Origin of the sequence: Mesorhizobium onobrychidis (genome assembly GCF_024707545.1) — a bacterium.
GTDB classification, from domain to species: Bacteria; Pseudomonadota; Alphaproteobacteria; order Rhizobiales; family Rhizobiaceae; genus Mesorhizobium; species Mesorhizobium onobrychidis.
In genome coordinates, this window is the sequence record NZ_CP062229.1 from 6830838 (window position 1) to 6849007 (window position 18170).

Consider the following 18170-nt stretch of genomic DNA (forward strand, 5'->3'; position numbering starts at 1 on the left):
CGAAGATTGGACCTCCTCGCCCTTGTTGATGCCGACACGACCTTCGGAGCGTCTGCTGGCAGGGTTCAGTTTCGGAGAGCTTCTTTTGGATGAAAATGGAAAGCCTCGGGTTGGCTGCCGCCGAGATATTCTCGACGGCAGCCGCATTGCCTTGGGAGGCGCTTGGATGCGAAGCGGTGCGCACGGTGATCACCTTCTTGGCGTGGGTCGAGACTGCACCGTCTGGATGGCATTTCCTGGCATAGATCGGCCGCTTGAAGGTGTCGGGCGAGATGACGTCGGAGACCTCCGCGTCATCGAGCAGTGCGGCCAGGCGCGGCGCGACATTCTTGCCCGACGCGGTCGCCGGCGCAATGATGGTGTCATAGGCGCCCGCTATGCTGATGACTAGCGCTGCCAGTGGTTCGGCAAGGCGTGCGGTGAGTTCGTCGGCTTCGGCGAGCAGCACCTTGCTGACGCCATTGAGCCTGGCGGCGGCATCGGCAGCTCCCTTGGCGCCCTTGCCGGCGACCAGCGCATGGACATCCGAACCGATCTGCAGTGCCGCCGAAAGCGCCTTGGTGTTCTGGTCGGCAAGCGTTGCGTTGTCGTGTTCGGCAATGAGCAGAATAGCCATGTTCTTGTCTCCGTTCCGATCGCTTACAGCACGCCGGCTGTTCTTCCCGTTGAGATACGGTCCACTCATTGGGTCGCGAAGCGAAGTCAGCCTTCCTATTCGCGACCCGCGCGCCATTGTCTGTATGCGAGGTTCAACCGTGCACCCACGTCGGTAAACGGCTGCGGCGGCAATGCCTGAGGCTTCTCAAATGAGCGGAATATTTCCCCGAGCTGGGATCGATGCCCCGCTACGAGTTCGGCCGTTGCGATGCCCGCGGCCGTGGCTTTAGTCCCCCCTATGCCGTTGCACGCGCATGCTGCGAAGATGCAGTCTTCCACTTGCCCAAACAGTGGCACCGAATTCCAAGTAAGCGCCATTGCGCCAGCCCAACGATACTGCATCTTCAAGTGACGATGATCGGGAAAGCGGTCGGCGAACTTGCTGTCATGGAGGTCGCTCGCACACTTGATCGAGCCCGCGCCAACTTCGATCTTAGGGTTATAGGTGTAGCGCGAGCGGATGAGGATTCGGTCGCCGTCGGCCTCGTTGATACGTCGGACGGTCGTGCCCATCGGCGCGGCCGGTGTCGCTCCCCATTTCCGCGATCCGGCAAGCGTAGAGGGATCGAACGGTTCGGTCAGCGAGGCGTAGGTGAAGAGGTGAAGAAGTTGACCGGTCCCGAACCCGAAGCTCTCTGCGTGGCCGTTTGTTGCCAGGATCACCCGGCCGGCCCTCAACTCGCCTTTGGGTGTCTTTACCGTGCAGCCGCTCGACGATGTTTCGATAGACAGGGCGGGCGTCCGCTCAAACAGCCTGACGGGTTCCCGAAACAAATCCGCAATGGCCCTCACCAGCGCTGTAGGCTGCACCATGACCGCGCCGGGAGTGAAGAGCCCGGACTTGAAGGATCGCGTGCCCGTGACTTCCTCGATCTCCTCGGCACCGAGAAGCTGGTGCGGTTCACTCAATGAATTGAGCTTGGACGAGTACGTCGCGAGATGCTCCGTGCCGGCATCGGTCATGGCCACGCTGTATTTGCCACTACGATCGAACACGTACTTGTCCCAGCCATTTTCCTCCGCCAGTCGGGCGTAATGTTGAATGGCCGTCCGTGCTACCACTATCTCATTGTGGCTTTTGGCAACAGCGTCCACCCCGAAATTTCCCGACGAAATGTCGTGGGGCAAATCAATGATAAATCCGGAGTTACGGCCACTGGCCCCGTTCCCGACCACGTCGGCATCGATAACGGCGACGGAAAGTCCTGGGTGGAGATGGGCCAATCTCGTAGCGGCCGCCAACCCGGCGAAACCCGCGCCGATAATGACGACATCGACAGTGATGGTCCGATCCAGTTCGGGCGTTGGCGTCCTCGGAGGGAGCAATGCCGCCCATCCGGACTCCGCGCCATGGGCGGGCAGGCGACGCGCACGAAAAGTCTTGCTGGTCATCATACCGCTTCTTGTTCGACTAGCGCGCCCAGCGCCGTCCGAAGCGCCGCGATGCGGTCCGTCGAAAGGGGACGGAACGGCTTTCTCGCGTCACCGCACCCATATCCAGTGAGTTCCGCGGCCGCATACACGCTTGGGACATAGTCGCCGTCCCAAAGAAGGGACATAATTGGCTCCAGTTGCCGCCAGAGCGACTGCACATCGTCCCAACGCTTTTCCCGAGCGGCCTTGACGATCGCCACGCAGGTGCGTGGCGCAATGTTCGCGCCGCCCCAGATCAGACCGGAGCAACCCGCGAAAAGGGAGAACGGGACGAGCGGATCGGCACCGTTGATGACATTCAGGCCGGTGCCGATCAGCCTGACCTGTCCGATCAAGTCTCCACTGCTGTCCTTGACTGCGCGGAATTCGGGCAATTCGCAGAGTCTGCGGAGCAGGTCCGGCGTTATGCGCACACCGACCGCCTGGGGCACATTGTACCCAATGATGGGCAATCCGACCTTGGCAACTTCGGCGTAGAAGTCGAAGACGCTGTTGTCGTCCGACGGACCTTCGAAGAAGGGCGGAAGGATCATGACACCGTCCGCACCGGAATCCTTCGCGAACTGCGTCCTTTCGACGACGTCGGCCGTGAGCAATGCCGAGGCCTGGGCGATCACCTTGGCCCGTCCGGCGACGATGCGCGCACCGCGTTCGATGAGGGACCTCGATTCATCCGGCGACAGATAAACATGCATGCCCGTGCCGGAGCTGAACACGATACCGTCGACGCCCGCGGCCAGATACCGCTCGATGAGTTCCTGGAAGCGATTGAAATCGATACGCCCGTTCGAGTCGAACGGGGCCGTGATCGCGAGATTGAGACCGGAGAAAGCAAATGATGACATTTCAGAAACCCTCGTTCGAGCTGCTCAGGTCGATCCAAAGCGTTTTGGTCTGGCAATATTGATCATGTGCGTGGAAAGCCTTGTCCCGGCCGCCGAAGCCCGATTGCTTGTAACCGCCAAACGGCGTGGCGGCGTCCCCCTCCCCGTAGCAGTTCACGGTGACAGTCCCCGCCCGGATCGCCCGTGCGGCCCGAAGCGCCCGTGTGCCGTCGGCGGTGAAAACGGAGGCAGCCAGACCATATTCGGTCTCATTGGCAAGCGAGACAGCCTCCGCGAGGGAGTTCACCCCAATGACACAAACAATCGGCCCGAAAATCTCTTCCCGGACGTGCTTGCTGTCGTGGCGGTCGAATTCCATGATCGTGGGCTCGATCGTGGTTCCGTTGAAGACCTTTCCGCCAGCCACCACCTTGCCATCGCCTGCCAGATAGCTGCTGACCTTCTCGAAATGCGTGGCTGAGACAAGCGGACCGATGCGGGTTTCCGGATCAAGCGGGTCGCCCGCGGTCCAGGTCTTGGCGACTTGCGTCAGTTTTTCGACAAGGCGGTCCTTCACGTCCTTGTGGACAAAGACACGTGAGATGGCCGAGCAGTTCTGACCCATGTTCCAGAACGCGCCGTTGCCGATGTGGGAGGCCACGGCGTCAAGATCGGGAACATCGTCCATCACGATACAAGGGTTCTTACCACCCATTTCAAGAACCACTTCCTTCAAATTGCTCTCGGAGGAGTACTTCAGGAAGCGACGACCAGTGTCGGTGGAACCCGTGAAGGAAATTGCGTCGATGCCGGGATGGCGACCGATTGGTTCGCCGACGTCCGGACCATCACCGGTCACGACGTTGAAAACCCCAGGCGGCAGCCCGGCATTCAGAGCGAGCTCTGCGACCCGCAAAGTGGTAAGCGACGTCTCTTCGGCTGGTTTGACGACGATCGTGCACCCCGCTGCCAGAGCAGGGCCGATCTTCCACGCAAGCATGAGAAGAGGGAAGTTCCAGGGGAGCACGATGCCGACGACGCCGATCGGCTCGCGCACTATCAGGCCAAGAGAGGCGTCATTCGCAGGTGACACCTGGTCATATATCTTGTCGACGGCTTCGGCATGCCATCTGAGGCTGTTGATAGTCTCGGGCACATCGATGTTGATGCAGTCGCTGATGGTCTTGCCGCTATCCAAGCTCTCCATCAGTGCCAGCTCTAGCGCGTTTTCCTCGATGACAGACGCCAGCCTGAGAAGGACTTTCTTCCGGTTCGCTGGGGCCAGCTTCGACCACCGGCCGTCCTCAAACGCATGCCGGGCGGCGGCGACGGCCTTGTCGACGTCGGCCGCCGAACCTGCCGGGAGCTCTGCCTGGACCTTCCCCGTCGCCGGGTTGAGGGTTGGATAGGTTTTGCCGGACAGGGCCGCAATCTGCACCCCATCCACTATCATCTTGTTCGGCAGCTTGAGTGATCTCGCCTGCGTCTTGTAGTCGACTTTATTGAGCATTTCTGTTCTCCCTCGTGTCCAAGTGACACCGACAATGATTACCCGTCGAGTTCGCCTTGCATGCCGTTGGGCACGGCGTAGAGCGCCACGTCGCTTCGGAACACTTCGAGATGGGCGCGCACCAGTTCGCCCGCCCGCTCTGCATCCCGGGCTTCGATGGCCTCGATCATCTGATCGTGCTGCCGCGCAGCGGTTTCCTGGTTTTTTTGAATCCGCGGGCCGCCGTTTTGGCGATAGAAGATCTTCCCGATCCGGGCGTGATCGATGAGAAGCTTCTTCAGACTGGGAAGCAGATACTGGTTGTGTGCCATCTTCCCGATGTTCAGATGGAACTGGTGATTGAAGATCACCCTGTTCTCGACGTGGCCGTCGGCAATGGACTGCCGGAACTTGTGCTGAGTATGCTTGAGGACTTCGAGGTCCCGAGCGTTATGGTTGACAGCCGCGAGCTTCGTCGTTCCGACGTAGATCATCGGGGCGACGATCAGGAAATCCCGAAGCGTCTGGTAGGACATGATGGAGACGCGCGCAGCGCGGTTGGCCTCAAGATCGACGTAGCCCTCGCCCGCCATCTGTCTCATGAGTTCGCGGACCGGCGGACGAGACAGGCCGAATTCCTCACTGAGAGCGACTTCGTCGAGAACCGCCCCCGGCTCGAGCTGCATGGTTAGGATGCGATGCACCAGTGTTTCAGCAAGAATGCCCTTTCGATCCGTCGAGGCAGCAGGTTCATCCAGGATCATAGCGGCTCCTCAATTTCAAAGAAAGACATATGGTAGACAAAGATCAAGAGTCAAGATAGGTAAATGATATTACGCTGATGCGGTGACAGCCATACGGCAGCTCGCAGGGTGTTCCAACGGGTCGAGGCAAGAGGGTGTTTCATTCATCACCACGGCGCAGACAGGCACGATCGGTCCGGCTGAAGGTCGGGTTCATCCTGGCCCGCTCCTTCACGTTGACCGCCTTCGCCATGTTTATCGACACACTCAGACTCGCCAGCGATGAATCCGACAGGTCAGGTCGGATCAATGCGGACTGGGAGGTGTTGTCAAACACCCGGCATCTCGTCACGTCGAGCTGCGGCGTCCAGGTCTCGCCGACGTCTTTATTCCTTGACCCGATGGAGTTTGACTACATTGTCGTCGTAGGGGGACGATTGACCGACGGCCAGGCCGTCGACAACGAAACCCTGAGGTATCTTCGGGATGCCGCGTTCAAAGAAGCGCGATTGATCGGAATCTGCACCGGAACGTTCATTTTGGCTGAGGCAGGTCTTATGGCCGCGCACGAAACCTGCGTCAGCTGGCTTCACTACGTCGACTTCAAGGAGCGATTTCCTGATTTACAGGTTCGGGCGGACAGAATCTATAACTTGGATGCCACGCGGGGATCATGCGCGGGCGGCAGCAGCACTGCCGATTTGGCGGCAGAATTGGTGCGACGGCACATTGGAAACGCGGCCGAGCGGAACGCGCTGGAAGTGCTGCAGATCGACAAAGTTAGGAACGCAGAGTGGGTGCAACCGCGTCGGCCGTTGACGATAGAAACGCAGGACCCGAGGCTCCGCGCTGCGCTGATCCTGATGGAGCAGAACATCGAGAACACACTGTCGGTTTCCAGGCTGGCCGCAGCATTGGGTATTTCGCGACGACAACTCGAACGGCTGTTTTTCAAGGAGGTGAACAGCTCTCCTGCGCTTGTCTACCGGCGCGTGCGGCTGGAGCGCGCAAAGCAACTTCTCAGGAAAAGCGACACTCCTTTGATCGAGGTCGCTATCGGGTCAGGTTTCGAGAACGCCTCTCACTTCGCCAGGGTCTTCCGAAGGGCTTACGGTCAATCACCCTCTGCCTGGAGGCGTTCGGAGTTGACTTGGCCAAGTGGCGAACGTGGAGCTTTGCAGAATACGTACTCACTGGGCGCCGACGCGGTTGAATAACTCGGTGATGGATGGCCGTCTTCCCGTCCACGTCCGCGACGCATATTACGGCGATTACGCCTTGCGACGGGTGCCAGGTGTTAGCATCGGGTCCTGACAACCCAGTTTTAACGGCCGAGATGAGGATTTGACTAGCAAGAGTCGCCGGGTCGACCCCTCGAAGAGACATATTGTAGACAAGCTATGATAGGCTATCTATGGTGATGGGCGATGACGAATAGCCTGCCGCGCCGCTCACTTGCGCTTTGGACCTGGTCGTTTACGCAGCCGATTTTTCCGAAATATACTGGGCGCGTTAGAACACATGGTTCGGGTGCGCACGCGGGTTTTACTTCTTCTCATGGCTGGAGTAATGATAACTTCATGTCAAATTATCGACGGCTTCCGTTGAGTGCGCTGCGCGCATTTGAAGCTGCCGCACGGCATTTGAGTTTTACCAAGGCTGCCAATGAGCTTTCGGTCACTCAAGCGGCAGTGAGCCGCCATATCTTGACGTTGGAGGACCACCTCGACACCCAGCTTTTCAACCGCGGAAACCAGAAGGTGTCATTATCTCCCGCCGGCGAGGAGTTATTTGAAGCTGCGACCCTCAGCCTGGCGCATATTGCAGCGGCTTTTGACAGCGTGAAGAGAGGCCAGAAAGCCCGACGGTTGACCGTCGGCATGCCGATGTCGTTCGCAACGCTGTTTATGAGCCACCGGATTGGAGATTTCGTCGCGAACAACCCAGAGGTCGACCTGCACTTGGTCTCCCTCGAACGCAGCCCGGCGCCGGCGACGGACGGTTTTGATGTGTCCGTGGTAATGGGGTATCTGGCGCGCCCGGGGTTCACAGCTACCGAGCTCTTCGGCGAGGAAGTCTTCCCGGTTTGCAGTAAATCATATCAGACACACTCCCCGCGTATTCTCACTCCGGAGGACCTGGTAAACGAGGTCCTCTTGGATATGGACGATCAGCATTGGTCCGCCTACCCATGGTCACCCTTCAATTGGGCCCACTGGCTTGGACAGTTCGGCGTTTCGTCCGACTTCAAACGCGCCATCACGTTCACTAGTTATCCAACGATGATCCAGTCAGTGATCAAGGGCTACGGCATCGGGCTGGGCTTCCGTCACTTGGTAAGTGATTACCTCAATGAAGGCACCTTGATAAGGCCTCTGAGTGAAAGCTATTTGACCGGCCGAAAACATCATTTGGTCATTCCGGATACCGCAATTGAGCGAGGCGACGTCCAGATCTTCAGCAATTGGCTGATCACACAGGTCGCAGATCTTAATCCGATCCCGCCAGCGTCGGCTGCGGAAAACATCAAGGCAGCACCAGTTGCACCCAGCGAGATATCAGCTGGCTATCCAGACCTGACATCCGCCTGATAACATTTAGTCCTGCGGTACATGACTTTTTGTACGGTTGTTTTGCAGCCGCCTCGCCGCTAGCGTTTCTGGACCAATCCGATGCGACAGCCTCTCAAGCTTTGCTGAAGGTCCCAGCAGACAGGGAGTGTAATCCGTAAGCAGGTGATGGATGCGACGGCAGCTGACCTATGACACACAGCGGGCTCGCATCAGCGCTCCGTAGTTATCGCTCAAATAGGTCCTGACTGAAAGGAAGTCTCGTGAAGCCCGAAGACGTTCTAGATCCTTTCAAAACCTGGCACATACCGTTTGGTGATTGGGTTGATGTTGGGTTGGGGTGGATTGTTCAGGAATACCGCCCATTGTTTCAGAGCTTGAAGTGGCCAATTGACCAGCTTCTGAGGGCATTTGATCTCGCGCTGAATGGCATCCCGCCGGTCGTTATAATTTTATGCTTCGGATTGGTAGCGTGGCAGATCGCCGGGTGGCGACTGGCAGGTCAAGTCGCTGGTCTGCTGCTGATTATCGGCTTCCTTGGCATTTGGGGTGAAACGATGACGACACTGTCTCTCGTTTTCACCGCCGTTCTTTTCTGCACGGTTGTTGGCATTCCGGTGGGGGTAATTGCCGCTCGAAGTGACAGGGCGGCTGCCATTTGCCGGCCAATCCTCGACACAATGCAGACGATTCCATCCTTCGTCTATCTTGTTCCCGTGGTCATGTTGTTTGGTATCGGCAACGTGCCTGGCGTGATTGTAACCATCGTTTTTGCACTTCCGCCCGTTATCAGGCTGACAACACTAGGCATTCAGCAGGTTTCTGAAGAAGTCGTCGAGGCTATGCGTGCCTTTGGAGCGACCAACAGTCAGATCCTGTTCAAGGCTCAGCTGCCGCTGGCTCTTCCGAGCATAGTGGCAGGTATCAACCAGACATTGATGATGTCACTATCAATGGTTGTTGTTGCCTCCATGATCGCCGTTGGGGGACTCGGCCAAATGGTTTTGCGCGGCATCGGTCGCCTCGACATCGGGCTGGCTGCAACGGGCGGAATCGGCATTGTCATTCTCGCAATCATTCTAGATCGCCTGACCCAATCTGCGTTTTCTAAGCGCAAACGCTTCGCCCACATTGCCTGGCACAAGCGGGGTCCAGCTGCGCTATTCACCGGTGTAATCAAGACCTTCCAGGCCTCTCCGGCCCGGCGTGGAGGATTGGAAACTGGCCGGCAACGGACTTCTAGCTAAGAAAGAATGGGAGCGACTATGAGCTATCGGTTTAGAATAAATTGGCACTTTCGGGGGCTTGCCGCCGCTGTCACAGTGCTTGGCACTTTGGCCCTGTCTCCTGGATACGCGGCTGCGGAGGACCTCCCGGGGAAAGGCGTGACCGTTCGGCCCCTATATCTTGGCCAAGCGGAAGAATTATTCGAAGCCTACGTCGTTAAGCTAGGCCTCGAGGATCTCGGCTATACAGTTGATGAACCCTCCGCAACCCAGGTTCCACTTGCTCATATAGCGGTAGGGAACGGTGATGCGGATTACTATACGCCGCACTGGTACCCCTTGCATATTGCGTTTGCCGAGAAGGCCGGCGGCGATACCAAGCTTCGTCGCGTCGGGACGCTCGTAAAGAACTCGATCCAGGGGTACTCCATAGATAAGGCCACAGCCGACAAGTACGGCATAAAGACGATCGATCAGTTGAAGGACCCGAAGATTGCCAAGCTGTTCGATGTGGATGGGGACGGTAAAGCAGACCTGTATGGCTGTGATCCGGGCTGGGGATGCGAACGCATCATAGAACATAACCTTGATGCATACGGCCTTCGCGATACCGTCACACACAAGCAGGGTGAGTATTTTGCTCTGCTTCCTGACGTCATCCAGCGGCTTCAGTCCGGCAGTCCAACCTTGTATTACAGCTGGACACCCAACTGGCTACAAGGGGTTTTGCGCCATGGAAAAGAGGTTGTCTGGCTGACGGTTCCGTTCACGGCGTTGCCCGAAGAGCAGGCTGGCGCGAACACGACGGTTTCAGGCATTGGAAACCTGGGATTTTCCGTGAACAATCATCACGTGATTGCCAACACACCCTTTCTCGAGAAAAACCCCGTCGCAAATAAGTGGTTCGAGCTAGTCGAGGTCCCAATTCAGGATATCGACGACGAGAATCTTCTTATTCACAAAGGTGAGAAGTCCAACGAGGACATCCACGGTCATGCTGAGTCCTGGAAGAAGGCCAACCTCGACCAGTGGAATACTTGGATAGCTCAAGCAAAACAGGCAGGTAAGTAACGCTGGACTTCGGAAAGCATGCTCGCCCGGTAAGCTTTACGCTGCCCGGGCGACACCTCTCAACCGTGGAGCTTATCTTTGGAAGCGCATGCCATTGAATTCAAGGATGTTTGGAAGGTCTTCGGGACGAGCTCGAGGTTCGACCTTGCGAGCATCCAGCGCGATGATCTTTCGAAGGCCGCACTCCTGGAGAAACATGGGTGCGTAGCCGCCGTCGCCGGCGTCTCCTTTAAGGTAGAGGCCGGTGAAATCTTCTGTGTCATGGGACTGTCCGGGAGCGGAAAGTCAACGCTGGTCCGACATGTAAATCGTTTGATCAAACCCAGCGCTGGCCAGATCATTGTTGGCGGCGAGGATATCAATCGGAAGTCCGAAAATGAGATGCGAGAACTCCGTGCCCGGACAATGGGGATGGTTTTCCAGAATGTGGCGCTCCTGCCTCACCGAACGGTCCGCGACAACGTGGCTCTGGGTCTGGAGCTACGAAAGGCAAGCGTCCGACAACGCTGTGAGATTGCGGAGGAAAAGCTGGAATTGGTGCAACTGGCGGGCTGGGGAGATCGTTATCCTGATGAACTCTCTGGTGGAATGAAGCAGCGAGTAGGGCTTGCCCGAGCGTTGGCAGCTGATCCCGCGATTTTGTTGATGGATGAGCCATTTTCTGCGCTGGATCCGCTCATACGACGCGACCTACAGGACGAGTTCAAAGCGCTTTCGACGAAGTTGGGTAAAACCACGCTTTTCATAACTCACGATCTGGATGAAGCAGTCCGGTTGGGACACCAAATCGGTGTCATGAAAGACGGGAAGATGCTTCAGATCGGCTCCGCGGATGACATTCTCGGAAATCCCAAAGACCCGTATGTCGAAAGATTTGTCCAAGGAAGCAGCCGGTTGAAGCTTCTGAAAGCCGAGTCCGTGATGTTGCCGCTTACCGAATTTGCGAGTGTCGGTGACGGCATGGCCTTGGTGGATGCGCCACGGCTCAGTCTTGATACTCCGATCAAAGAAATGCTCGACCTGTCTCATCGACATGGGAATTTGCCGTTAGTGGTTGTCGACGCAGGCGGAGTTGATGTGGGCATCGTGACCGCGTCCTTACTTTTGCGCGGTGTACATGACAGGATTTAGGTGGGCTAGGGTATTATAATGACCCTAGTTCATAAATACATCCCCCCCTATTTGTATTAGTCTCGAAATTAGGTTCTGCCGCATATCCTTCGTGCTCGGTGCTGAGCAGGCAATTGAAAGAGTTATGAGCCGCAATTCTCCGAACTTGGTTGGTTAAACGATGATGAACACTGAAAAGAAAACCGTGGTCGTAACCGGAGCTGCTGGCGGAATGGGCCAAGCAATCTGTAAAAAGTTCGTGGCTAACGGATATTTTGTAATCGCTGGTGATGCCAACCAAGAGCGGTTGATTGCCACGACTGACGAACTCAACCGAATTGGCCAAACTGCTTTGGCCAAGCATGGCGACCTGAGAAGCAAGGCATATTGCGAGGATCTCATCGATACAGCTACCAGCCTTACCGGCCGGCTGGACGCCCTTGTCAACAATGCCGGCATCATCACGCGCGGTACAATCCTCGAAACAAGCGACGAGGATTGGGAAAAAACCTTCGATATCAATCTGAAAGCAATTTTCTACACCTGCCGACGGGCAATAGCCTTCATGAAGGAGAATGGTGGCGGTTCGATCGTGAACATCTCCTCGACCTGGGGCATCTATCCTGGACCTAGTCACGCAGCTTAGAGTCCGTTTGGGAATTGGTTCAATGGCTGTTGCGCATCAAAAGACTGCCCACGGCGACGTGGATCATGGCTTCGGAGACGTCGATGCGCGGTTCGTAGTCGCGCACGCGCGGCGCCAGCGTATTAGCCAGCCGAACGTTCTTTCGACCATCCAACGCCTGAGCAGCGCCTTGAAGCCGGCCTCGGTATCGATACGGCGCAACACTTCGATGACGAAATCGTAGCCCATAATCACAATTCGATCGCGCAGGCAATCAACCGGACTCTTACGCGGCAGGGGAGCCACACATGACAAAATCATTTGATTTTGGAAATGAACCTCGCCAGGACGAGTTTTCATGCTTGGTTGCAAAGGAAGTCCAGCGCGTTCTTGCTCAGTTCGCGGAAGTTATGAAGGGTGGGAGCTCAATCTCATCGCACATGGGGACAGGCACTGCCGCCGATTTGCTTTCTGCAACGCCCAGACAGGCCATTCATGACGATTTGAGTGCCCTGGCCTCTGAATTTGTTCGCAGGCTCGCAGCCGAAGCAGTGCGTCGTTCCAATGAAAGCGCCGGTGAGGTGGCTCCGCTCACGGTTCGAACCGAGGGCGCACATGGGTGCGCAGTCCTAAAAGCGCGAGATCAGCAAAGCGATAGCCTGCGCATCGAAGACTGGGCGGGCGCGGTTGCAGGGCCCACCTATCTGGAAGCACGCTTCGGCATACCGCGATCGACATTGCATTGGTGGCAGCGGCACAATGATGTAGTTGCGTTGCGGAAAGGCGCGCGCAAGCATGTGTTCCCCCTAGCTCAGTTCATCGACGGTAGGCCCGCGCCGGGGATACGACAGGTGCTCTCCTTGATCGTCAATCCCAGACCGGCGTGGCTTTGGCTGACCTCCCCTTCACCTCGGCTTGATGGCCGAATTCCCATAGAGATGCTCCGGCAAGATCTGGCTGCAGAAGTCATCCGGGCTGCACGAGACTTTTCCTCGACATGAAGTCCAGCTGACGAAGCCAACTGCAAATCAGTGCACCGCGGCAATCGGTTGATCCCGTTGTGAGCCTGTGAAGGCCCTATTGAGGGTCGCACGCGCCACCACGCACTGCGCAATGTATTTTGCAATATCGTGCGAACTGTCCAGTTTGTGTTATTTGTATAGTTTGCACGAATTGCGCAGTATATACTGGACTTTCGTGACATAATCGCAACTGTAGTTTTATATATCTCTGCTTAGCCCGCCTATATCTTGCATTATTTAGTATCGCGTATAGCGTCAAACTGCGAGGAAGCGGCGCGATGCGCATCTTTTTTCGATCGTGGGGAATGGGGAGGGATGCTGTCTTCAGCAGGAAGATGCCCTGGCCCTTTTTTTAATCTTTTGAGTGGAGATCAAAATGAACATCAAGAGCCTTCTTCTCGGCTCCGCTGCGGCACTGGTCGCAGTTTCCGGTGCGCGCGCCGCCGACGCCGTCGTCGTCGCCGAGCCGGAACCCGCTGAATACGTCCGCATCTGTGACGTCTACGGCGCTGGCTACTTCTACATCCCCGGCACCGAGACCTGCCTGCGCATCGGCGGCTATGTCCGCTACGACATCGGCGTCGGCGACGTCGGCACATTCACCGGTGCGGGGACCGTCGACGTCGAGGACGGCGACGATCAGGATACCTACTGGAAGCGTGCTCGCTTCACGCTGAAGACCTGGACCGGCCAGGAAACCGAGCTCGGCACCTTGAAGACCTACACCGAGACCCGCTTCAACTTCCGCAACACCCAAGGCGATACATCTCCGTACCTCAACGAAGCCGGCAACACGGGCGTTTCGCTGCCCTACGCCTGGATCCAGCTCGGTGGGCTGCGCGTCGGTAAGGACGACTCGGCCTTCGATACGTTCAGCGGCTACGCCGGCAACGTCTTGAACGATACGCTGGTTCCCTACGGTGGCTTCGACACCAACGTCGTCCAGTACTATTTCGACGCCGGCAACGGCTTCTCCGCCGTCGTCTCGCTCGAACAAGGTTACGGCGCCTTCACGATCGACAGCTACGTCCCGCATGTCGTCGGCGGTGTGAAGTGGACGCAGGGCTGGGGCGCGATCACCGGCGTCATTGCTTACGACAGCAACTATGAAGAAGTGGCCGGCAAGGTTCGCCTCGACGTCACCCCGATGGAGAACCTGTCGCTGTTCATCATGGCCGGCTACGGCACGGACGACAACTACACGGATGGCGGCTTCGCAATCCCCGCCGGCGGCCGCGGCATGTACAAGCTGTGGAGCGGCAATTGGGCAGTCTGGGGCGGTGGCACCTACACCGTCAACGAGAAGACCTCGTTCAACACCCAGATCTCCTATGACGAAGGTGAGAATCTCGGCGTCGTGGCGAACATCGCCTACGATATCGTCCCCGGCCTGACGATCACGGCCGAAGCCAGCTACTTCCATCTTGGTGATGAGACCGTCAGCAACTGGACCGGTGCGGATGACGACGACAACTTCGGCGGCCTCCTCCGCTTTCAGCGCTCGTTCTGACGGATCGAAGCATTGACCATTAGCGCCCGCCGCATCCGTTTGCGTGCGCTAGACTTGCCGCTCAGCCAGCATTGGCTGAGCGGAGATCCCAAAGGAAGTGTTTTTTGCGGCTCGCGCGAAATGCTTGATCCCGTGGCCTCCCGGGGGTCGGAGCGTGTCGCCGAAGCGAAGGGCGCCTTTAACCAAGGCGCCCTTCGTTCTACAGCGTCGAGGATTCTGACGAAGCGAAGGGATCGCCGTCGTGTAGCGACGACCTACTGTCAGAAAATCTGGATTTGAATATCACGTCGGGGGATGTTGTTGTCTACAGAGCGGTACAGCGGCTTGGGACTTCCACTGTCATTCCTCATTCTTGATTGCTGAAACGGAGGGCGGATATGGTTGCCGGAGAACCGAATGACGTGCGATTGAAAAATGTCGACGGCCAATGGATTGTCCAGGTCCTCGAAGATGGCAAAGCAACTCCGTATTTATTCAACGCTCAAACCGTTGCCGAGAGCTACGCCGAATTCCAGCGAATTCGGCTCGGCCTGCCTGGAAAGCCACCAATTTGGGAGGAGAACCCGGTGGATGAGCGCCCTAAGAGGCTCCGCGAAACACCAGACTTCATCATCAACGATGTTCTCGACCTCGCCGAGTACTCCGATCGCGGTGTTGTCACCACCCTAGTTGATAGTAAGCGGTGTTTCAGTTGATACCCACGGAATTCGCCTTCGTCTCCACCTCACAGTCGTGACCTCAGAATTGCTTTGCGAGCGAATTGCCAACGCGCTGGAGCGCCGGTACGGCGAATAGCGACCTAAGAGTCCTCTCTGTTTTGAAATTCAGGGATGAGCGTTTCTGCGGATGAGATTGCCGCCCATAGCGACAAGGATCATGGCGTGAGAGACGTCGACGCTTCTCGTAGTCGCGCACGAGGCGGCGCCATCTTGTCATCCAGCCGAAGGTGCGCTCTGACAACCCAGCGGCGGGGCAAGACTTCGAAGCCCTTCTGGTCGTCGGATCTGCGGATGATCTCTACCACGAAGTCCAGATAGGCGGCCTTGTCCATGAGCTTCAGCCGATCGTAGGCGCTATCGGCGAACAGATGCTTCAAAGGCCAGCGCTTGCGGATACCATCCAAGATCGTCTGGGCGCCGGCGCTGTCGGAGATATCGGCTGGCGTAAGGTTGACCATCAACAGACGCCCATCCGTATCGACGGCGATATGGCGCTTGCGTCCGGCGATCTTTTTTCCGGCGTCGTAACCCCTTGTTCCAGCTTGCGGAGCCTTGACCGACTGGCTGTCGATCACCGCCGCCGTAGGGCTCGCCTCGCGCCCAGCCCGCTCACGATCCAACATCAGAGCCAGGTCGTGGATGGTCTGGAACAGAAATCGCCGCGCCAGCTCGCGAAACCACCCATAGACCGTCTGCCAGGGCCCGAAATGAATCGGCAGCATCCGCCAGCCGCACCCCGAACGAACCAGGTAACGCACCGCATTGATCACCTCGCGAAAATCAACCTCACGCGGACGCCCACGCCGCCCAGGCTTGGGCATCAGCGGCGCGAACTGCTCCCACTCCTCGTCGGTCAAATCAGACGGGTAGCGCTTGGTCTTCTTGGCGATCTGGGCCATCCGGCCACGGCTCTGCTCTGTCCACATCCAACGCTTGAATCATAACCCAGCCTCAGACCGAGCCCCCAGCAAGCCGATTTTCAAAACAGTCTCTTACTGCGCGAGTAAAGCCGCCGTAGCCACATTTTCAAAGTGCCTTGGCCGCGACCACGCAGGGGATGGGATAAGGATCAATGCCGTCTGCCCCGGCGAGATAGATACACCCATGCTTCGCTCAGGCTTTATCCATCGCGGGTTCGATCCCGACACAGCGGTTGCCGAGCTCAGCAAGTCAAATCCGCTTGGTCGACTTGGCGACCCGGAGGATATCGCTGATGCGGTGTATTTCCTGAGCTCTGACGCCGCTCGCTTCATCGCGGGGACCGCACTCGAAGTCCACGGTGCCAAGGCCGTCTATTAAACAGTCCGTGCCCCTGCCTAGCAAACGGTAGCCGATATTGTGACTTTGAGTCTGGGACTGCAAAAGGTCGGCGTGCGTGTTGTCCTCAAAGAGCGGCTTGTCAAATCGACATGAAAACAGGTCGCTATTGTGCGTCAACGGCGCGCGGGGTCGACCTTGGCATCGTCACGCATTCCTCGTTTTGTTCGGCATTCAGAGCTGGCTTTAGGCTGGCGCGAGTTTACGGTCATAACCTCAGTTCATAAGTTACATTCCTTTTTATTGTTCGTTTCCGCATTTGTTATGCCCTATATTCTCGCCTCGAATCAGGGATTATAAAAATGTCCGCAAGATCTGGAGGCCGAGACGCTCGACAAAAGCTACGTTCTGACAGGACGGTAACTTACTTGCCGTCGCTGGAGCGGGGTCTGCCTTATATGAATTTGCTGAACCCGGATGATTTGCTTAGGCTTCACAACATTTCGATGCAAATACTTGAAGAGATAGGCATCGAATTCCGAGATGACGAGGCCGTCGAAATGTGGCGGGCAGCCGGTGCCGACGTGACCGGTCAGCGCGTTAGGATCGACAGAAACCAGCTGCTGGAACTTGTGGCAAAGGCCCCAGAAACCATCACAGTTCACGCTCGGAATCCCGCCAGGACCGTCACTCTCGGCGGTCGGAAGACCATCTTTACCCCAGCGTACGGTTCACCGAATGTACTTGACCTTGAGGGCAAGCGGCGGAACGCGACAATTGAGGATTTCGTTAATTTTGCAAAACTCGCCTACCAAGCCCCCGCAATGCATATGACGGGCGGAGTTCTTTGCGAGCCGATGGATATTGCCGTCCCGAAGCGCCACCTCCACATGAACTACAGTTTGATACGGTACTCCGACAAGCCATTTATGGGAGCGGTGACCTCGCGTGAGAGGGCAGAAGACACGGTCGCTATGGCCAAGATTGTCTTCGGGGACGAGTTCGTCAACAACAACACTGTGATGGTGTCGCTTGCCAACTGCAATTCGCCGCTCGTTTGGGACGCGACCATGCTCGATGCGGTCAAGGTCTACTCCGCAAACAACCAGGCCATGATCTTCGCCCCGTTTGTCCTTGGTGGCGCCAGCACCCCGGCGAGCACCGTGGCTGCAGTCGCGCAGCTTAATGCCGAAGCACTTGCCGGCGTTGCCTTTGCGCAGCTGGTCCGGCCGGGCGCGCCCTGCATTTATGGGCAGTGGTTGGCGACCGTTTCAATGAAAAGCGGCGCGCCAATGGCAGGAACACCCGAGATTTGCCACATGAATATGTTGGTGGGTCAACTGGCCAGACACTACAAACTGCCTTGGCGCTGCAGTGGTAGCAACACAAGTTCAAAGCTCGTCGATGCCCAGGCAGGCTATGAGGCCGCCCGCAATATGTACGGCGCACTTATCGCCGGTGCGAATTTTGTGCTTTCGTCCACCGGTTATCTCGAAGCAGCTTTGACCCAGAGCTATAGCAAGTTCATGCTCGATGCTGAGCAGATGGTGATGTTCTATAAGCTTGGGCAAGGCATAGTGATGAGCGAGATGGATGAAACGCTCGATGCGATCCGCCAAAGTGAGCCAGGCAGTCACTATCTTGGTACCGAACATACACTGAAGAATTTCGAGAAGGCCTTCTTCACGCCCGACTTGATGAACCACGACAGCTTTGAGCAATGGTCCTTCGCCGGAGCTAAGGATGCCAACATTCGGGGGCGCGATGCAGCTGTGCGGGCCCTGAAGGAATATGAAGCACCGCCGATCGACGAAGCAATCGACGAAGAGCTCCTTGACTTTATCAAACGTCGGGAACTCGTCATCGGTGACGCTGTCCTTTAGGCAAGCAGGATCAATGCAAATGGCTGCGGC

General features: G+C 57.2%; 15 protein-coding genes and 3 pseudogenes. 11 read left to right on the forward strand and 7 right to left on the reverse strand.

The genetic code is table 11. The features are described from left to right. Positions 1-172 precede the first annotated feature (172 nt). From IHQ72_RS33725 to IHQ72_RS33745, 5 genes and pseudogenes are all read right to left on the reverse strand, one after another. A pseudogene (locus IHQ72_RS33725) lies at positions 173-733 on the reverse strand (electron transfer flavoprotein subunit alpha/FixB family protein); the annotation flags it as partial. Next, positions 712-2052: an NAD(P)/FAD-dependent oxidoreductase gene (locus IHQ72_RS33730; protein ID WP_258120105.1), complete on the reverse strand. Its 1341-nt coding sequence runs from the start codon at positions 2050-2052 to the stop codon at positions 712-714. The gene IHQ72_RS33730 and the pseudogene IHQ72_RS33725, both read right to left, overlap by 22 nt. After that, on the reverse strand, positions 2049-2936 hold the full coding sequence (locus tag IHQ72_RS33735; protein WP_258120106.1) for a dihydrodipicolinate synthase family protein: 888 nt from the start codon (positions 2934-2936) through the stop codon (positions 2049-2051). Before IHQ72_RS33735 ends, IHQ72_RS33730 begins: the two co-directional genes overlap by 4 nt. 1 nt (position 2937) lies before the next feature. Continuing rightward, complete coding sequence (locus tag IHQ72_RS33740; protein WP_258120107.1) at positions 2938-4425, reverse strand: aldehyde dehydrogenase; 1488 nt, start codon at positions 4423-4425, stop codon at positions 2938-2940. 38 nt (positions 4426-4463) lie between these two features. Continuing rightward, complete coding sequence (locus IHQ72_RS33745) at positions 4464-5168, reverse strand: GntR family transcriptional regulator (RefSeq protein WP_258120108.1); 705 nt, start codon at positions 5166-5168, stop codon at positions 4464-4466. 230 nt (positions 5169-5398) lie between these two features. Here IHQ72_RS33745 and IHQ72_RS33750 point away from each other — a divergent pair, with 230 nt between their 5' ends. The 6 genes from IHQ72_RS33750 to IHQ72_RS33775 all read left to right on the forward strand — a co-directional run bounded on the left by IHQ72_RS33750 (position 5399) and on the right by IHQ72_RS33775 (position 11770). Then, positions 5399-6364, forward strand: coding sequence for a GlxA family transcriptional regulator (locus IHQ72_RS33750; RefSeq protein WP_258124029.1), 966 nt, complete (start codon positions 5399-5401; stop codon positions 6362-6364). Between the two features lie 210 nt (positions 6365-6574). Then, complete coding sequence (locus IHQ72_RS33755; protein ID WP_258120109.1) at positions 6575-7738, forward strand: LysR substrate-binding domain-containing protein; 1164 nt, start codon at positions 6575-6577, stop codon at positions 7736-7738. 242 nt (positions 7739-7980) lie between these two features. Next, positions 7981-8964 (forward strand): ABC transporter permease, encoded by a 984-nt coding sequence (locus IHQ72_RS33760; RefSeq protein WP_258120111.1) that lies wholly within the window; start codon positions 7981-7983, stop codon positions 8962-8964. 18 nt (positions 8965-8982) lie between these two features. Beyond that, positions 8983-10014: a glycine betaine/L-proline ABC transporter substrate-binding protein ProX gene (gene proX, locus IHQ72_RS33765; RefSeq protein ID WP_258120112.1), complete on the forward strand. Its 1032-nt coding sequence runs from the start codon at positions 8983-8985 to the stop codon at positions 10012-10014. 78 nt (positions 10015-10092) lie between these two features. Then, positions 10093-11145 (forward strand): quaternary amine ABC transporter ATP-binding protein, encoded by a 1053-nt coding sequence (locus tag IHQ72_RS33770; RefSeq protein ID WP_258120114.1) that lies wholly within the window; start codon positions 10093-10095, stop codon positions 11143-11145. Between the two features lie 160 nt (positions 11146-11305). Beyond that, positions 11306-11770 (forward strand): SDR family NAD(P)-dependent oxidoreductase, encoded by a 465-nt coding sequence (locus IHQ72_RS33775; protein ID WP_258120117.1) that lies wholly within the window; start codon positions 11306-11308, stop codon positions 11768-11770. A 19-nt stretch (positions 11771-11789) separates the two neighbouring features. Here IHQ72_RS33775 and IHQ72_RS33780 read toward each other — a convergent pair. Next, positions 11790-11989, reverse strand: a pseudogene (locus tag IHQ72_RS33780) (transposase); the annotation flags it as partial. A gap of 68 nt (positions 11990-12057) precedes the next feature. Here IHQ72_RS33780 and IHQ72_RS33785 point away from each other — a divergent pair. The 3 genes from IHQ72_RS33785 (at position 12058) to IHQ72_RS33795 (ending at position 14976) form a co-directional block, all read left to right on the forward strand. After that, on the forward strand, positions 12058-12750 hold the full coding sequence (locus tag IHQ72_RS33785) for an antitoxin Xre/MbcA/ParS-like domain-containing protein (RefSeq protein ID WP_095496085.1): 693 nt from the start codon (positions 12058-12060) through the stop codon (positions 12748-12750). 397 nt (positions 12751-13147) lie between these two features. Continuing rightward, on the forward strand, positions 13148-14281 hold the full coding sequence (locus IHQ72_RS33790; RefSeq protein ID WP_258120119.1) for a porin: 1134 nt from the start codon (positions 13148-13150) through the stop codon (positions 14279-14281). 377 nt (positions 14282-14658) lie between these two features. Further along, entirely contained in the window at positions 14659-14976 is a 318-nt protein-coding gene (locus IHQ72_RS33795; RefSeq protein ID WP_258120120.1) for a hypothetical protein, read from the forward strand. A 129-nt stretch (positions 14977-15105) separates the two neighbouring features. On the opposite strand, the pseudogene IHQ72_RS33800 reads toward IHQ72_RS33795, so the two are convergent. Beyond that, a pseudogene (locus IHQ72_RS33800) lies at positions 15106-15926 on the reverse strand (IS5 family transposase). 7 nt (positions 15927-15933) lie between these two features. On the opposite strand from IHQ72_RS33800, the gene IHQ72_RS33805 reads away from it, so the two are divergent. Then, on the forward strand, positions 15934-16299 hold the full coding sequence (locus tag IHQ72_RS33805) for an SDR family NAD(P)-dependent oxidoreductase (RefSeq protein ID WP_258120121.1): 366 nt from the start codon (positions 15934-15936) through the stop codon (positions 16297-16299). 320 nt (positions 16300-16619) lie between these two features. Beyond that, positions 16620-18140, forward strand: a complete 1521-nt coding sequence (locus IHQ72_RS33810; protein ID WP_258120123.1) for a trimethylamine methyltransferase family protein — start codon at positions 16620-16622, stop codon at positions 18138-18140. Positions 18141-18170: the final 30 nt, after the last annotated feature.